General features: G+C 59.6%; 9 protein-coding genes. 7 read left to right on the forward strand and 2 right to left on the reverse strand.

The genetic code is table 11. The annotated features are described in order from the left end of the window. The first annotated feature begins 9 nt into the window (after positions 1-9). From ACVWZM_RS08955 to ACVWZM_RS08975, 5 genes are all read left to right on the forward strand, one after another. Positions 10-804, forward strand: a complete 795-nt coding sequence (locus ACVWZM_RS08955) for a phosphocholine cytidylyltransferase family protein (protein WP_456852690.1) — start codon at positions 10-12, stop codon at positions 802-804. A 7-nt stretch (positions 805-811) separates the two neighbouring features. Beyond that, the gene (locus ACVWZM_RS08960) at positions 812-1417 is read left to right on the forward strand and encodes a CDP-alcohol phosphatidyltransferase family protein (RefSeq protein WP_456852692.1); all 606 of its coding nucleotides are present in this window, start codon (positions 812-814) and stop codon (positions 1415-1417) included. Positions 1418-1631: 214 nt separating this feature from the next. Then, complete coding sequence (locus tag ACVWZM_RS08965; protein WP_456852694.1) at positions 1632-3179, forward strand: hypothetical protein; 1548 nt, start codon at positions 1632-1634, stop codon at positions 3177-3179. 51 nt (positions 3180-3230) lie between these two features. Beyond that, positions 3231-4028, forward strand: a complete 798-nt coding sequence (locus ACVWZM_RS08970) for an SDR family NAD(P)-dependent oxidoreductase (RefSeq protein WP_456852696.1) — start codon at positions 3231-3233, stop codon at positions 4026-4028. 26 nt (positions 4029-4054) lie between these two features. Next, on the forward strand, positions 4055-5188 hold the full coding sequence (locus ACVWZM_RS08975) for an NAD(P)/FAD-dependent oxidoreductase (RefSeq protein ID WP_456852698.1): 1134 nt from the start codon (positions 4055-4057) through the stop codon (positions 5186-5188). Between the two features lie 508 nt (positions 5189-5696). Here the strand turns inward: ACVWZM_RS08975 and ACVWZM_RS08980 are convergent. Then, positions 5697-5993, reverse strand: coding sequence for a hypothetical protein (locus ACVWZM_RS08980; protein WP_456852700.1), 297 nt, complete (start codon positions 5991-5993; stop codon positions 5697-5699). Between the two features lie 375 nt (positions 5994-6368). On the opposite strand from ACVWZM_RS08980, the gene ACVWZM_RS08985 reads away from it, so the two are divergent. Then, positions 6369-7886 carry a DUF2235 domain-containing protein gene (locus tag ACVWZM_RS08985; RefSeq protein WP_456852702.1) on the forward strand — a complete coding sequence of 506 codons (1518 nt, stop codon included), beginning with the start codon at positions 6369-6371 and terminating at the stop codon, positions 7884-7886. A 148-nt stretch (positions 7887-8034) separates the two neighbouring features. Here ACVWZM_RS08985 and ACVWZM_RS08990 read toward each other — a convergent pair whose 3' ends face one another. Beyond that, complete coding sequence (locus ACVWZM_RS08990; RefSeq protein ID WP_456852704.1) at positions 8035-9846, reverse strand: S8 family serine peptidase; 1812 nt, start codon at positions 9844-9846, stop codon at positions 8035-8037. A gap of 157 nt (positions 9847-10003) precedes the next feature. On the opposite strand from ACVWZM_RS08990, the gene ACVWZM_RS08995 reads away from it, so the two are divergent. After that, positions 10004-17113 carry a hypothetical protein gene (locus ACVWZM_RS08995; RefSeq protein ID WP_456852706.1) on the forward strand — a complete coding sequence of 2370 codons (7110 nt, stop codon included), beginning with the start codon at positions 10004-10006 and terminating at the stop codon, positions 17111-17113. Positions 17114-17116: the final 3 nt, after the last annotated feature.

Genomic DNA, 17116 nt, shown 5'->3' on the forward strand with positions numbered 1-17116 from the left:
GTTCGTACCATGCCCGGATTTCCTCGCCACGCTGTCGTACTTGCAGCGGGCATTGGCTCACGTCTGCGGCCGCTGACAGATCTACGGCCCAAACCACTCGTCGAAGTCAACGGCACGCCAATCCTGCATAACGCCTTGCGGAACCTGCACGCCGTCGGCCTCGGTGAGGTGACGATTGTCGTCGGCTACCGCAAGGACGCCATCCAGTATGCCTGTGGCAACCGCTTCGGCGGGGTCGACATCAACTACGTCGAATCGACAGAATTCGATCGCACCGGCAGCGCGTATTCCCTGTGGCTGGCCCGTGACACACTGCTTTCGGGAGACTGCCTTCTCCTCGAGGGAGACGTTTTCTTCGAGCAAGATGCATTGCGCCGCCTGATCAGTTCCGCGAGCGATATGGCAGCAGTAGCTCCGTTCGACGAATTGATGGAAGGCTCGGCAGTTCTTCTGTCGGATAACGGCTTGATCACAGGTTTCCGGATGAAGCAAACGGCAGCCGATATTGTCCCATCCGGGCCGCAGCTATTCAAAACCATGAACCTGCTAAGATTTTCTGGCGCGACCCTCAAAGAAACGGTCGTTCCAGCCCTAAATGAAATTATCGGATCCGGATCCAGGCAGGCTTACACTGAGGAGCTTCTTGGTTATCTGGTCGAGCGGCGCGGCCTTCAGCTTACAGCCGCGCGATGCGATGATCTCAAATGGTGCGAAATCGACACCATCGAAGATCTGCACATCGCAGAGCGGATCTTCTCACCAGCGCACGGCACTCGCCGATCGCATGACCAGCAGGATCAGTGAGGTGCCAATGCTAAGATACCTTTGGGATCCCGCAAACGCCGTCACAACGGCGGGGCTTGTTTTTTCTTCCGCCAGCCTATTCCTCGCTCTGTCCGGAGACCTTGAGCTGTCAGTGGCAGTGGCGCTTTGGGCTGTCCTAGCAGATCACCTCGACGGAATCGTGGCCACCCGCACGCTGAATCGTGATCCAGGCGTTGCGAAAATGGGCAAGAGCCTGGATGGCTTCGGAGACATTATCTACGGAGCCGTTCTGCCCTCCGCGATCGTGATTCAGCTCAGCCACGCTTCCATCCTTTCCCTCGCGACCGCCACTGCTCTACTCGTGGCGGGAGCAATCAGGCTAAGCTATTTTGCAAATTTCGGCCGATCGTCCGACGGGCACTTTCTCGGTGTACCCCTGTCGTACGACGTTCCGCTATTGGCTCTCTTGTTCCTTCTCCAGCCTTCTATCAGTGCCGAATTATTCGAGTGGCTCGTGAACATCTGCTTCCTGCTGCTTGCCGCCGCTCACGTGGCGTCCATTCGCGTGCCCTCACCCGGCCCGGCAATGTATGTGGTCATCAGCATCTTCGTCGCAGCTTCCTCGGCTGCCTTGGCGAGCCGGTCTCTTTGACGACAGCTACGGGCAGATTATCGAACCGTCTGGAGGCAGGCATGATCGAAGCGCGTGGTACGGTTCCTTATAGGAGGACCTCCCATGTCCTTGTCTATGACGCCTTGCTTGAGCGTTGCGCCTTCCGAAGCCCCAAAACAGCTCGGCATCGTGAACCTGGCCGTGAAATACTGGTTATCCGGGCGTGCTTCGTATCTGCATCGAGGTGGCTGGCGTGACCATCCGGCCTGAACTCCTGCAGCGACGCGATCTGCGTCAACGAGAAGCCGAACGAGGCTGGATCTTTCGCGAAATCGGCGTCGAGCCGTTCATTCAATGCGCCGGCGTCCGCACCCTATATGGAGCAAGCAATCCGAGTGACGAAGTCATCGCAGCCATGAACGCGGCTGCAGAAGCTTTCGTGGACATGGACGAACTGGCCGAAGCTACAGGTCAACGGCTCGCTCAACTCACGGGCGCCGAATGGGGTGTGATTACCGCCGGCACCGCGGCGACGCTAGCGTTAGCCACTGCGGCGTGCATCGCCGGAAACAATCCGGAATTGATGTTGCGATTGCCGGAAACATCGGGGCCGCGCAGGAAGGTACTGATCCCCTCTGACCAGCGGTTCTCCTATGAACAGGCAATCCGTATCGCAGGCGGCGAGATTGTGAGTGTTGCCACTGTCGAAAAGCTGGCAGAGGCATTGGACGGAAGCGCCGCAATGATCTGCTTGCTTGGCCGCATGGATTCAGCGTCTGCCTTGCCAATAAGCTCAGTCCTCCCTCTCGCCCGGGCAGGCGGCGTGCCGATTCTCGTCGAGGCCGCCGGGCTTTCACCAGAAATGCCGGACCGCTGGATCAAATGTGGCGCCGACCTGGTGGTTTATGCGGGCGGAAAATATATCCGGGCGCCACAATCCACTGCGATCGTGCTTGGTCGTGAACGGCTTTGCAAGGCAATCTGGTGGAACGGAGCGCCCCACCAAGCCTTCGGCCGTGCAATGAAGGTCGGCAAGGAGGAGGTCGTGGGCGCTGTCGTCGCACTCGATCGCTGGATCAATTTTCGAACAGCCGCGAACGAACGTGACCAATGGCTTCCGCGCCTAAAGCAGATTGAGTCGCAGCTCAACTTTTTGCCAGGTGTTACGACTGAGGTGCTGTCCTGGCCTGGTTCTGTCACGGCCGTTCGGCTGAAGGTGAGCTGGGACCAGAATGACGTTGCATTCAGTGCAGAAGATCTAAGGCTTGCGCTCTTACGGCGGCGCCCACGCATTCTTATCCATGATTTTTGGTCAACGCCGACCTCAATCGTACTGGATCCCGTCAATCTCCGCGACGATGAGGCGGAAATAGTTGGCCGTGCTTTGGCAGACGCATTTAATCAGCCCCGCTGTATTGCTGAGCCTCGCTCGAGGCTTCCAGCAGAAACGGACTTCTCAGGGAGTTGGCGCATCGAAGTTCAATTCCTTCATGGCTCGGCGACACATCATCTCGACCTCGAGCAAAATGAGGCACTTGTATCTGGATTCCATCACACCGGATCGTCTTCCGGTCGGCTTTCCGGTGAGGTTCATGGCGGACATATTCGCTTCGAGGCTGTGCACCAGCAGATACCGATCTCCCTGTTCTATGGCTTCGAAGGAAAACTCGCCGAAGATCGCAGTATTGGTGGGACCGTCCGGCTCGGGGGCAGCGCCAAAGAACATCTCGGACCGGTCTTCAAGGGCCAATACGGGCCGGCGGAATTTCGGGCATCAAAACTTGCGCGCAATTCGAGGTAGCTCGACAGTAGATCATGGACACTATCGCACCAAAATTTGAGGGAGATTGAAATGAACGTTCAGAGGGTGGACGTAGGCTGCCAGAATCCATTGAGCTTGCATGGCAAAGTGGCATTGATCGTTGGCGGCTACGGAGCGATCGGTAAAACAATCTCCGAGATGTTGGCCCTGGCCGGCGCGACCACCATCGTTGCGGGACGAAGCGAGCGGGCGCAAGCTCTTGCCGCTGAACTGAGCACCCGAGGTTGCTCGGTCCACGGTGTCGAGTTAGACGCGTGCGATGTCGGCGCGGTGCACTTGCTTTCTGCTTCGCTGAGGCAGCAACATGGTTCTTTAGACATTCTGGTGAACTGCACCGGCTTCAACAAGGAGCAGACGCTGTTCGAGGTGACGCCGGAAGCCTTCGATGAGGTCTATTCGAAGACATTGCGTGCCGGAATGTTTCTCTCCCAGGCGGTCGCTGCTCAGCAATTATCGGCCGGAAGAGGCGGAAGCCATATCCATCTTCTTTCCCTTCGCTCATCGCTTGGTGTCCGAAACCGCGGCTATAGCGCCTTTTGCGCCGCGAAAGGCGGGCTCGCCGTGCTATTGAAGCAACTGGCAACTGAATTGGGGCCGCACGGCATCACCGTAAATGGCGTCGCACCTGGCGTGGTGCGGACGCAGAAGAACGAAAAAGCTTTAGACGACGCGGCCGCATTTGAGCGGGCCACTGCGAACATTCCCCTCGGGCGATTGGCGACACCTGAGGATGTCGCGGGCGCTGTGCACTTCTTCGTGTCTCCGCTATCCCGCTTCGTGACCGGCCAAATTCTCCGCATCGATGGCGGCCTCACCGCCAGTGCTTGAGCGGACGTTCCAGGAAGGAGAAGCTGATGAAAATCGCAGTCGTCGGGGCTGGCATCATTGGCAGCGCCATTGCCTATCACCTGGGAACGGCCGGCGCCCGAGTGACCATTTTCGATATCGGCGAACCTGGGACTGGCGTCTCCTCCACATCATTTGCATGTCTTAATGCGTTCGGCCAGGCCGAAGCCGACCTGCCATTCAGGCTCGAGGCTATCAAATACCATAGCAGGATCGCTCGCGACCTCGGAAGCGAGCGCCACCTCCACACAACTGGAACGCTGCGGCTTGCTTCTTTCGGGAATGATGCGACGAAGCTCGAGCAGAACGCCAAGGCCGTTCGCAAGTACGGAAGTCAGGTGGAATTCATTTCACCAGCTACCGCAAGTCGGCTCGAGCCGGCTATCATTGCTGATATCGCCACCGAAGCGGTTCTCGTTCCGGAAGAAGGATGGGTGAATGCGGGAGCACTATGCCGCGCTCTGATAGACGCATCCACCAGACAATTTGCGGTTCAGTATAGGCGAGAGCGTGTACTGGGTCTTGAGAGACTACAGTCAAAGGCACGACTGCGCCTTACGTCCGGAATTGAGGCATTCGATTCCCTCGTGCTAGCGGCCGGCAATGATACCAACGCGCTACTCATGTCCGCCAGGTTCGTTCCAATTAGGCTGACAGCAGCACCTGGGCCTCTTGTGGATCTTTCTTGTTCGCTCGGCTCGCAAGGTGTGCGACGAGCTGTTTACGCAGATAAGCTTCATGTCAGGCCGGGCGACCACGGCGGCGTTCTGGCTGGCGTCGCTCCGGTCGCTGGTGGCGCACCCGAGCATGAGCGAATGGAGGAGGAGCGCCATTCTCTCATTAGCTCCGCAAGCCAGTGGATCATGAATTTCGCGGAAATGGGACAAAGGTGGACCATTGCCGTCCGTCCGATGCCGGCGGATGGTCGGCCAATGATTGGCGCTCTTGACGAAGATCGCACAATATACGTCGCGGTCATGCACGGCGGAATAACTCTCGGTCCGCTAGTAGGACGCCTCGTCGCCTCTGAAATAATGGATGAGAATGAGGCTACCGAGCTGGCCGCCTATCGACCGAGGCGATCAATTGCGCAAGATGCCGATTGGCGCGAGCAAACGCTGTCACCAACTCGTCCAGTGTAGCCATCAAGAGCCGGTATTTCACTAACCACAAGCTTGCCCTCGGAGCATAGCGGCCAAGGAGCAGATCCGGCTCTGTGGAGCGCCGATGGCGGTATGGACGGTGATGCACTCCGATCGCATCCGTAGGCTCGGTGGAGGAAACTTGATCCCAAGCTGGCAGCTGGCCATCTTCGGCGCAGCCGCCCAGTTTTGGTTTAACCCAACAACAACAAACGGTTATCGGCCGCTCTCGGGAAGGCTATGGGTCGCGCAGAGGATGTTCTTCCCATAGCAATTGTAATGGTGTGCCAAGCGTTCTCTATCCCAAGGTAAGCGTTAAGGGGGGCGCCGTGGGCAAACGGGGCTTGCACGGTTTAGGCCGACCCACCATTTGAGCTGGTGAAGACCGAAGGAGGCCCAATGCTCCGTCTTTTGAATGCCGGTCGCTAGAACGAGTTCCTGCACCTTCCGGCTCTACCTTGGTGTTTTAAGGGGTCAGATTAAGCAGAGCGTTCATTGACCAGAAAGGTCACTCCTCAGACGAGTTCGAACGCACACCAAGCAAAAAAAGAGGAGGCCTCCCAGTTGGGTGGCCTCTTTCGTTGGATCCTACCCATTCATTGATGGACGGGAATAAAGGTGGCCGAGTTGGCGTGTCCGATGCATATTTATCGAATGTCCGCTGGCCATCGACATCATCCACGACATCGCGCGACTTCGCAATCTGGCTACAAACGATCCGTTCGACGACCCGCAGCGGCAGGCCGATAATGCCAAGGCCGAGGTAATTTCCCCGTTCGCCAGCGAAAGAAATCAGAAGCCGCATCGACTCGCTCTTTTATCAGCTCTATCCCTGAGCTCACGCATAGTGTCTCTCGAGCCGTCGACGTCCATCCTCCGGCACGGCGCTGGCCTGGCTGCCTCAGGGAGCAAAGCTGGATAGACGGCCCTCCAAGCAAGACGTGCGATCCAGATTATCCTCTGAGCAGCGGCGATCTCTCAGCCCTCACCAGCTGGCGCAAGCGTGCCGCGCCGACCAGGCTATCCTGTAAGGATGGCTTCCGCGGACGAACGAACGTTGCATGCAAGCTTCGCTTGGTGCGCGCAGGATTCGAGCGCGTCGTAGGCCCGGACGATGCATTTATCGGCTGCCTCCATGATATGGGTCGTTTAGTGGGGTACTTTTGGGGAATGGTGTGCGATGCCAAAAAATATCGTGATCTTCTCCGACGGCACAGGCCAAGCCGGCGGCATCAAGTTCGACGAAGCACGGACGAACGTCTACAAGCTCTATCGGGCGTGCCGTGTAGGCCCGGACACAAAGGTAGAACCAGCCGAACAGGTTGCCTTTTACGATGCCGGACTTGGCTCAGCATCCGATGGTGGTCACTTCAAAATCGGCTGGATGCGCTGGCTGTACAATCTCGCCAGCATGGCGACTGGGCTCGGCATCACCCGGAACATTGTCGACTGCTATGCGGCAATCATTAGCCTGTACGAAGAAGGTGATCGCATCTATCTGATCGGGTTCAGTCGCGGCGCATATACTGTGCGCTCGGTTGCGGGCGTCATGTCATCGTGCGGCATCCCGCGTAACCTGTCCGACGGCTCGCCGTTGCGCCGCGATTCCAAAAGCATCCACAAGCTCGCGGAGCATGCGGTCAAGAACGTCTATCAGTTCTGCCCGTCCTATAGCCGCAAGGATACCAAGGGCTATCACCAATTCCTGCTTGAAACCCGCGACGCCATCGCTGCGGAATTCAGGAAGAAACATGGCTGTTCTCAGACCGTCGGACGCACCGAGCAGGCGAACGTATTTCCTTACTTCATCGGCGTATTCGATACGGTGGCGGCTCTCGGGCACAAATATCTTGGGCCGGCGCTGGTGGTCTTCGGCATTGCGTTCTTGTTCGCTCTGCATTGGGGCAGCAGCCTGGTCGAACCCGTTTTCCCTTGGGCCGGGCTTTTCGCCCGTATCCTGAGTTACCTCGGCGTCGCCGCGGCGGTAATCGCCTTTGTCATGAACTATCTCAAGATTGCGCCGCCTCTGCCGGGTTATAGTTTCTGGAAGCGGATGCTGACGTTGCATCTGGCACCCCCCAAACACAAATTCTATGACACCACGCTCAACAGAAATGTCGGCTACGCCAAGCATGCAATTTCGATCGACGAGAACCGGGCTGATTTCAAGAGGGTGCCTTGGTCGCCGACGGCGGATAAAGAGGACGAACGCGACGCGCTGGGCAATTTGTATTTCGAGCAGGTCTGGTTTCCGGGCGTCCACGCTGATATCGGCGGGGGCTACCTGGAAAACGAAGCTCGCCTGTCGGATGTGGCGCTGAACTGGATGGTCGCGGGGGCATCCTTGATTCCGAATGGCCTCAAGCATGACGGTAGCGTGCTGCGACTTTCGCCTGATCCCGCAGGTCCTCAGCACAATGAACAGGCGGGTGGATTGCTCAGGGCCGGCGTGCGCCAACTCCCGGTGGACCCGAAAACAGGCGCATCCACCTCACCAATGCACAACTCCGTCTATACGCGCTTCGCGTCAGGATCGGTCCTGCTATACGACAGGATCGGCGAGTATCGTCCGGACAATCTGAAAGCCCACGTGGACTTCAAGCACTACTTCGATCAAAGCACGGCGAAGCCGCCCAACTACGTCGCTGACGACATCGAACTTAAATGGCAGAAGGCCAACCATGTTGGCCGCCTATAGACCGTGCGGCTGATGCTAACCTGCCCTCATCAGGTGTTCGAATGCAGACTGGTGGCGACTGCGAACGATGGTGAACAGCAGCTATCATCAGCATCGTTTGGGCGCTGCGCCGAAGGGAGCCCCTCTGTTTGTCCGGTCCGCATTCCGATCAGCTACCGGCCGGCGCCTTCGCTGCAGTAACGGAATTCAGCGCATTGACGCGTCCATGCCCCCAGGTGTTGGGGAGTGGCGTTGACGGTGCGTCGGCATGGTCAACAAGAAGCTTGGCGATCTCATCTTGCTTGAGTGCAGGCTTCACTTGAAGCATCGCCGCGACCACGCCGGCGACATGCGGAGCCGCCATGCTGGTCCCCTTCATGGCTGTAAATGGCTTGCCGGCGACGTCATTCTCGGGGCTCGGCTTCGCGTTGATCGCTCTTGCCGACGTAATCCACTGGCCCGGCGCGCACAGAGTGGGAAACTGGCGGTCATCCAGTGTGGGGCCCTGGCTCGAGAAGGCGGCGGGTTTGTGCAGGTCGGCAGAAGGCTTCGTGACGTATGCTCCGACCGAGATGGCTTTGAGAGCGGTTGCCGGAATGCTGGCCGTACTCGCTGGGCTCGTTTGCAAGGAAGTGAACGCGGTCGGAGGAATGCCCTTGCGTCCTGGCGCGTTCAGATAGCCGTGATATATGCCGGCGTCAGCTCCGGTCCCCACGATAGTACCCTTCAATGTAATCGACCATGTTCCAGGGGCGATTCTCGGACCATTCGACTGAAGGACTATGCTGATCCGGTTCTTGTCGTGGCGAGGTATGGCAATGCTGGATGCGATACTCACCGTCGATCGTCCGAGTGTGCCCCGGATGGGGTCGTCAGTTGCCGCAAGCGACATCGAGGCACCCGACGGATCGGCGATCGTGAGATCGACTCTTTCTGCGGTCGACTTCAGCCCGTACCAGATTTCAATATCAATCCTCTTAGCGATCTGCCTGTCATCGATGCGGAAAGTGATCCGATCCGCCGCACCGCGCGCAATCCTGCCTCGAACATGCTTGTTCTTGTTTCCATCGTTGCCGGCAGAGACCACGATGGCGCGCCCTTCGGTGCCCAGCGCCGCATCAATTGCCCTTTCATCGAAGCTCCGGCCGTCTCGTGCACCCAAAGATCCCCCCAGGCTCAGATTGATGACGCAAGCACAGTTGCGCTGTTTCGCCCGTTCCTGGATGTATTCGATCCCTTGCCGGATCAGCGCAAATCCCAGGGCGTCGAACCTGGTTGCGACAACGATCAGGTCCGCTGCCGGAGCGATTCCAACGAACGCAGTCGCCGGGCTGCCGGGCGAAGCTGCGCCATTGCCCGCAGCAATTCCCATGACATGGCTTCCATGCGGCTCTTCACGCACGTCTTTGGTGCGCAACGGCCGACCACCGGCTGCCAAGGCGCGATTTATGGCATCTTCGGTGAATTCCACGCCACGCCGAGCCGTACCGTCAACGTTGTTCCCAGGCGAGCCCTCCGCGGGAAACCGGGGCGGGCGGCCTCGTCGCGCCGGCACGGATTCGAGGCGCTGATCCCATATAGAGAGAATACGAGTCTTCCCATCCGGCTTGCGGAAGCTCGCATGCGTGTAATCGATGCCGGTATCCACGATGCCAACTATCACCCCCCGCCCTACCTCGCTTCCGATCACGGGCTGAAGCTGATTGGCCCTGATATCGGATCGGCTGACGTCGAGCGGCGAGTAAAGCGAGCGCGCGAGTTCGATATATTCGATTCCCAGGCGGTGGACCTCGGTAAGGCTCGACAGCGGCATATCGGCCGAGATGATGCCTCCTGCAGTCGCGTGCAGGCGCATCCCCAATGCCATGAGTTCGGCAAGATCGCCATGCCACTCGAACGTGACCGGCACACGTGTCATTGCCCGCTCGCGGGCTGGTGTGTCGTCGTACATCCATTGCAAATGCGGATCGATGACGGTCATGTTGCTTCTCGCAATCGCCGGTGGGTGAGGACACGTTCGATATTGACCGATCGATCGTTCTACGGCAAGTTGTATGAAGGCTCGGAGACTATTTCGTCCCGATGCAATTTCAAGACTTCTTATTTTCGGGCACGGCGTTTTTCTTAGGGGATAGAACATGGCGGGCGTCGCTGGGCCGGCTAGAATTTGCTTTATCGCCGTTCGCGCGATGGAAGACAGATCGGACGGACCGCTCGAGGCCGTCGTCATCGGCACCAATGACCTTGACGGCATTGAATGGCGCTACGTTTGCTACGATTTCGCCGTCCTGAAAAACCTCCTCAGAGATCGCGACAATCCGTTCGTTCCGGACAATCCTGTCTACGCGACAAACGCACGTTATCATGACGGCAGCGCCAACGACCCGCTCCTGGGGCACGTCAATGTCGATGACGATCAAGACCCGACGCCGCCCGCATCGGCGATCGAACTCCGCGGCATCGCTCTGTTTACGGCGTATCGCGCACCTACCGACTACGCGAGCGAGAACGATCCGATCAAGCGTCAGCAGATGGCCTGGGACGTCTTCGATGAAGGTCCGCTCGCCCGTTTCGATACGATCGCCCTGGCCCGCACGCTGGCCGACAAGCCAGCGCCGCGGTGGCAGGTATCGAAGCTCGTCATCGCGCCGGTGGCTGGAAAGTCCGGGTACTTCAAAGCACTCGCGGTCAGACTTCAAGTCCGCCTTGCCCTGAACGGCCACTGGATCAGGCCCAAAGTCGCCACCTATGGCGATCGCTACGATACCCGCTTTCACGTGGGCCTCGATCTCGCGCAGGCAACAACGACCCAATCCTTGTGGAGAGCCGCGGCAGCACCCAGAGGCGCGCTTTGCCAACTAATTCAAATTGCGCTCACGATTGGTCCTTGGGATCGCGATGAACCTGCCCTTAGCATCGTTCCACTTCGGTATCAAAACGCCGATCTCATCGACGCGATCGTCAAACCCGATGACGGGAATCTTTCCACCGATCAAATCGACGTAATCCCTCTGTTCGTCGACCAAGGCATCCCTAGCCAGCCTCCCAGCCGGCCGCGGCGGGAATTCGGGCTTCGCGCGGTCGAGCATCAATTCAATAAGGGCGCGAGCTCTTACGACATCATCCGGGTCGCACTGCGCTTCGAGCTCACCCTTTGGAGCTATAGCGGCAAGATAGGCAATATTCTCAAGCGGTTCTTTTCAAAACCCGAGCTCTTGCCGGTCAAGGGCCGGGTCCGCTTCTCCCAGGAGCAACGCGTCGGTGACATCGGCTCGCGTGGCCTCAAGCCGTTCGGACCGGTACATTGGATCGTCGCCGCCCGCCTCGATCCGCTCAATGTCGACCCCAAAGCGGATCCAAAGCTTCAGCGCCGCGATAAGATAACCGACTTCGTGATCGATGCGTTTGATGCCGTCATCAAAGATGAGCATGACAGTCTGCGCAAGGTCCGCGACGGCACGCCACTAAGCGTCATGCCCGCGCTGACCAAACGCAGTTCGGAGCGCGGAACACCATGGCACGTCGTCGGTTTGTTGCGCGAAAACTCCGCCTGGCGTCGTATCATCGTGCCGACCACCGGCACCGTCAAGGACGCGGCAGACGGACGGCGCCAAACGGCTTTCCTGTCCTTCGAGCCGCGCTTCATTCCCGATATGTGGCAGGGCGTCACCGCATTCGAACTCGTCGACAAAGGCAAGCCGGGCGAGGATCCCCGCTTCGCCTCTCCCTGCACGGCGACTTTCGCTCGCATGGTCGCGACCGAGGGCACGACGCCGGTCTGCAAGGCCCGCATTTCCGCGCCGTTCGTCGCAGCCAGCACTGATGTGCTACCCAGCGCATGCACAGACGGACCGGCATGGCAGCCCGCCATCACGCAGAGCGACGATCTGGGAGCCGTCCCGACGATCAAGTTCGGCTTCTCGCTCGAAAGCACGGATGGCTCCGAAATAGCGCTCGGTGCGCTGGGCTTCTCGCTTCTGAAGGTCCCGGACCTCACGATGGTCACCAAGGCCGATCTGACCGGGCTTATTGCCCGATCCGGAGGCGACGAGCTGCCGGATGCACAATTGGAGGCGATCGTCAAATTTCCGGTCGAGCGCGTGAAGCCAATCGGCCAGGACGACCTGCCTCCCCAGATCCGCAGGCAATTATTGGGGCGTCCGACACCGATCTCGGATGATCCGGACGAACCGCTCCTGTTCGAATTGAACTACGGCGGCGGGCCCAAGCAACCGGACGATGAAAAAATCATCCAGGCCTTGGTCGCAACGGAATCGCTCGCGCCGGGCCAAAACCAGTCGGTCTCCCTTTCGCTGCGCGCGATCAGAGCGACCACGACCACCACCGCGGCTGCGAAACAGCTGGCATTGGTCATCGACCCGACGCCCTTCCGGGTCGCGGCTGTGGAGTATGTCGAGCCGGCTCGAGCCGCCACCGATCAAAGCAACGAAGTCGCGATATGGAGCGACGAAGGTGACGTATCCTGGCGCGTGCTCGATCCAAACGAGACGGTGCGAATGGTCCTGCCGCCTCAGGTCATCGGCGAAGCGATGGAGAAGAACGCGACCGCGATCGCCGGCGCGCCCAAGGATATCGAACCAGCCCGCCCGGCGGCCGCCCGGTTCGGCGCACACGCGCGCCTGGAGGTCGATCCCACCTTTTCCGACACCAACTTCCGCGAGCCAGGCTGGAATCTGCGTCGTAACATGGGCTATCCGACCATGCGGACCCCGGGTTCTCGCTTGAAGGAGCTTCGGCTCGAGCTGCTCTATGGTTTGACAACCCGGATCAACACGACCGACAAGACCACCGACGCCTTCGTGACCGAGATTGGTGCAACGATTGGGGCGCCAGTGTCTGCTATCTCGGACACCGCGAGCGCATCTCGCGCGACACTGAGGGGCCATCTTCAACTCGCCAGCCTCGTGCTGCGTGCCCAGCGCAGACGACTTGCCGTCGACAAGCTGTGGAGCGGCCGTCCCGATGCCGAGTTGAAGATCGAGGACGGCGTCAGTTTCCGGCTGCGCACCGGAGTATCGGATCCGGCGCATGGACCTGCGACCCCGCTCCGCTGGCCCGTGCAAGGCGAGATCCCGACGGACACCGCTGGTCTGATCGAATCGAAGAAGCTCACCCAGACCTTCTCGACCAGTCAGGACGACCAGGAGAGCTTTCCCGGCGGGGTCGCGTGGGCGTTCGAAAGCGCCAATATCTTGATGAAGGTCTACAGCCGCCCCGATGCGGACGGGGGTTCGGCAAAAGGCGTCCATCTCTCCGCGCACGGCGGCTATGGTGGCCAGCGGGCGCTGTTCGACGAAAAGAAAACTGTCGTTGAGACCGAGACCGGCCAGGGCCGGGTCCACCGTTACAAACTCGAGCGGATCGGGCGTATCGGTGGCCTCTGGAATCGAGCCAAGCACGTCATCATCTACGAGCGGTCCGTTGTACCTTCAGCGCAATTCTTCAATCTCGACCCGATCGGTCTGCTGCAAGACGAACACGCCGGGCGCCCCATCCTTCGCAAGGTCGAGGAGTACGTCGAACTCCTGCAGCCGGTGCGCCGCTATCCAGAAGACGGAAAATCAATCGCCGCCGCCGGATTTCTCGTCGGCGTGGAGTTCAAGTCGGGCAAGATCCGTGTCGATAGCCGCTGGGGCGGCGATGTACGCCGCGAAGGCTGGCAGGTGCCCTTATGGAATAGGGCTTTCGCGAACCTGCCTCAGGTGCTGGCCCCAACGAAGCCCGACGATCCCCCGATCAATCCGGACGATCCCTCCCTGATCTATCCGAAGCCGCAGATTCGTTTCCTGCTGGCCGGAGAGGGTGGCGGCGAAATTTCCGCTGAAGTCGACGAGCCGGAAAAGCTCGTCTTCTACACTTCCGTGGTCGATGGCGAAAGCGGAGACGACACCGACGCATGGCGAGCGGTACGCGACGTCGACTTCGTCGATCTACCGCCACCGGCCGCGGGTCGCATGAAGCCCAACAGCGCGAATCTCAGCGACGCGATGATGCCATCGGAACCGGCGCACGCGCCGGGTTTTGAGCGGATGACCGTCGCTCTGGTTCGCGCGAAGGAACCGGCTGTCCTCACCCATGGTCGGGCTCCCAGCGGCCCCGGCACCATACTCAAGAATATAACGATCGCCCGCGCCGCAGCGCTAACCGCCGTAGGAGCCCCAAGCCCGCTGACGACCTTCGGGCAGTCACTCACGCAAAGCAGCTCCGACTTGCGGGCGGCCATCGATGCCAAAGTCGGCCAGGCGCTCGGTGTCCTCGAAAAACTGGATCCCGAAAAACCTCTCACCGATGTCAAGATCGACGCCATCGCAGCCATCGGCGCCGCGCTCGACCATCCCAGTTTCGTCGGCGATCTCAGGTCCGCGACGACCGATGTCAAGAAATCGCTCAGCTCGATCGATCTGAGCAGGATCGACCCAAAATCGCCTTGCGTCTCGCTCGCCGACCGATTGAACGACGCCGTGGAAGGACAGGTCGATCGTCTGCGTAAGGTCGCCCGCGAGACGATCGATTCCACGCTCGACGGTGGATTGAGGCCGATACGCAACATGGCCGGCATCGTTCGAGACGTAAGCGTCTTTCTCGACAGCGAGGATGCCTGGCTATCCCCGGACGAACGCTCCACCCTGATCGACAATCTGTCAGGATTGCAGAACCGGATCGCCACGGTGGCGGACGAAGTGCGAGCTGACATCGAGCTGCTGTCAAAACGGGTGACGGCAGATCTCGATGCCATCAAGGCAGTGGCCGGCGCTTCGCTCGGCGAAGCGCAAGACCTGTCAATTCCCGCCGCGCTCGCCAAAATCCACGATACATTCAAGACGCTGAAGGACGACGTCGGCGCGGCGACGATGGTCAATGGGTCGATCGCGGCATCCGCAAGCGCGACGCTTGACGAGCTGCGCAAGCAGGCCCAGCAAATCGATACCGAACTTTCGCATATCGACGACGCTGCAGCGCTTATGGCGGCGCGCCGCATCCTGCCGGCCATCCACGACACGTTGGGGCAGGCAATTGCAGCCGCCGACGGGCTCACTCACCTCGGTGCTGCGATCAGTGACGATACGAGGAAGGCTCTTGCCTCCTATGAGGCCTCACTCAAGCAGTTCGAAGACGCATTGAAGGCCCGTCTAGCAACTGCGGGTGGCTCGATCCAGACGCTCGGCACCAAACTCGACCAGATCATCGCCGAGGCGCAGAAAGCCGCGCGCGGCCTCGTCGTTTTTCTTGAGGATACGATCGACACGGGCCTTGCCGAGGCAACCAGCATCTTCGACCGAATAGCCGATGCGATCATCGTCCTCTCGGCTCCCGAAGATCCGGAAGACGACACCGAATCCGGCGCAGCAATCCATGAAGCACTGACCGCCGTAGCTGATACCAGCGGGTTGATCGAGAATGCTGTGGTTGCGCATGCTGAAATTGTCAGAGCCGGCCTAGGGAAGGTACTCGACACGCTCGCTGCTGGCATCGCCACCGCGATCGATGACGTGGGCAAGGAACTCAAGGATGCCTGCGCGATATTCGACAACTTCATAGGAGAGATACGCAAGGACGCGCAAAAGGTCGCCGACTGGCTGCAGAACGCCCTCGATGCCGACGGCTACAAGAAGCGGCTTAACGAGGCGGTAAAGCAAGCCATCAATGATGCACAGGGCTCCGTCGAAGATCTGAAGCGTCGTGCCGCGGCAGAAGCTGAACGTGTCACGCGTGAGGTCGAAAATCGTGCGCGACAGATCTCCGGCGCGGTCCAGGAGACCTTGCGCGATGCGCTGGGAACGGACCCCGTTAAATTGGCCGACGAGGCCAATCGGATCTATCAGGAAGGCAGCGACACCTTACGGGTCTTGCGTGCCGTTGGCGATCCTCCGAAGACGGATCGGCTCGGCTTCAATCGTCCAGAAGTCGCCTACGTGCTCACCGAGGCCAACAAGGTCGTCGATATGACCCCGGCGATTGCACTGGTCAACCGGGTCTCGGACACGCTTGCGGCGGCCGACAAGGCCGGCAAGGCGGTCGGGGACATGCTTCAATCGTTTGGCGTGCGGTTGCCCTCGAGTGGCTTTGCCGAGCAGTTCATACCGGACAAGCTGAAGCAATTGTCGGTCGCAGATCTCATACCGAATATGGGCGGGATCGACTTTCGCGGCCTGCTTCAGAGATTTGCCTTCCCGGATCTTGACGACTCCAAGGCCATCAAGGTTCAGCACGGTTTCGACAATGTTCAGATGCGTGCCTGGCTTCAGACCGACATCGATGTCCCGTTTACTGAGCCTGCGCCGCTGCTTTCGTTCGGCCCCGTCGAGATCGTTGTTGATGCAGCCAAGTTCAATGCCAAGGCGCGCATGTCGGTGGGCCGCGACGGGAGCCAAAAGACATTCAATGGACGCATCTTTGGTGACTGGCGGGTCGTGACAGGTGGTCAGGACATCCTGACCTTTCGTCAGACCGGACTGTATTTTGACGACACCGGCAAGATCGATTTCAAGATTGACCCGGAACGGGTCGAACTCGCCGACGCCCTCGCGTTCCTGACTGATTTCCTCGCTGCTTCCGGTGAGGGGGATGGGCTGGTCATTGAACCGCTGATGCGCGGCGGCGTGTCGGCCGGCATCGCCGCCACGCTCGACATCGACTTGCCGGACTTGCAGCTTGGCGTGTTCGGCATCTCGAATCTTTCGTTGCACATTCTGTTCGGCATCGCCGCGGTTCCTCAATTCGAGCTGATGTGTGAACTGTCGGTCGCCACCAAGACAATGCCGTTCACACTGAGCGTCTGGATCCTGAACGGCGGCGGATTCCTGACCCAGCGGCTGTCGTTCCTCCCGGTCGCCAAGCCGCATCCGATACTGACCTATTCCCTCGAGGTGGGCATCGTCGCCGGCGTTGGGCTAGGCTTCAACTTTGGCGTCGTGTCGGGCGGTGTCTGGCTTCAGGTCGGCTGTTCGATAACCATGACGTGGTCGACCGGCCCCGGTGGCAACACCACCGCAATTTCAGTCTTCATACTTGCGCGCGGCAACGTCGACGTTGCCGGCCTGATCACGGCGGCCATTTCGCTGCTGCTGGAGGTCACCTACGACGGCTCGCTGATGATCGGCTCGGGGACGCTCCGCCTGAGCTTCAAGATCAGCGTCTTCTACACGCTGCGGGTCTGCCAACATGTCGAATATCAGTTCGCCGGCGAGAAGAGGCAGTCGGAAGGCTATTCCGATTCCTACGCCTGATCT

The organism is Bradyrhizobium sp. USDA 4501 (assembly GCF_054062115.1).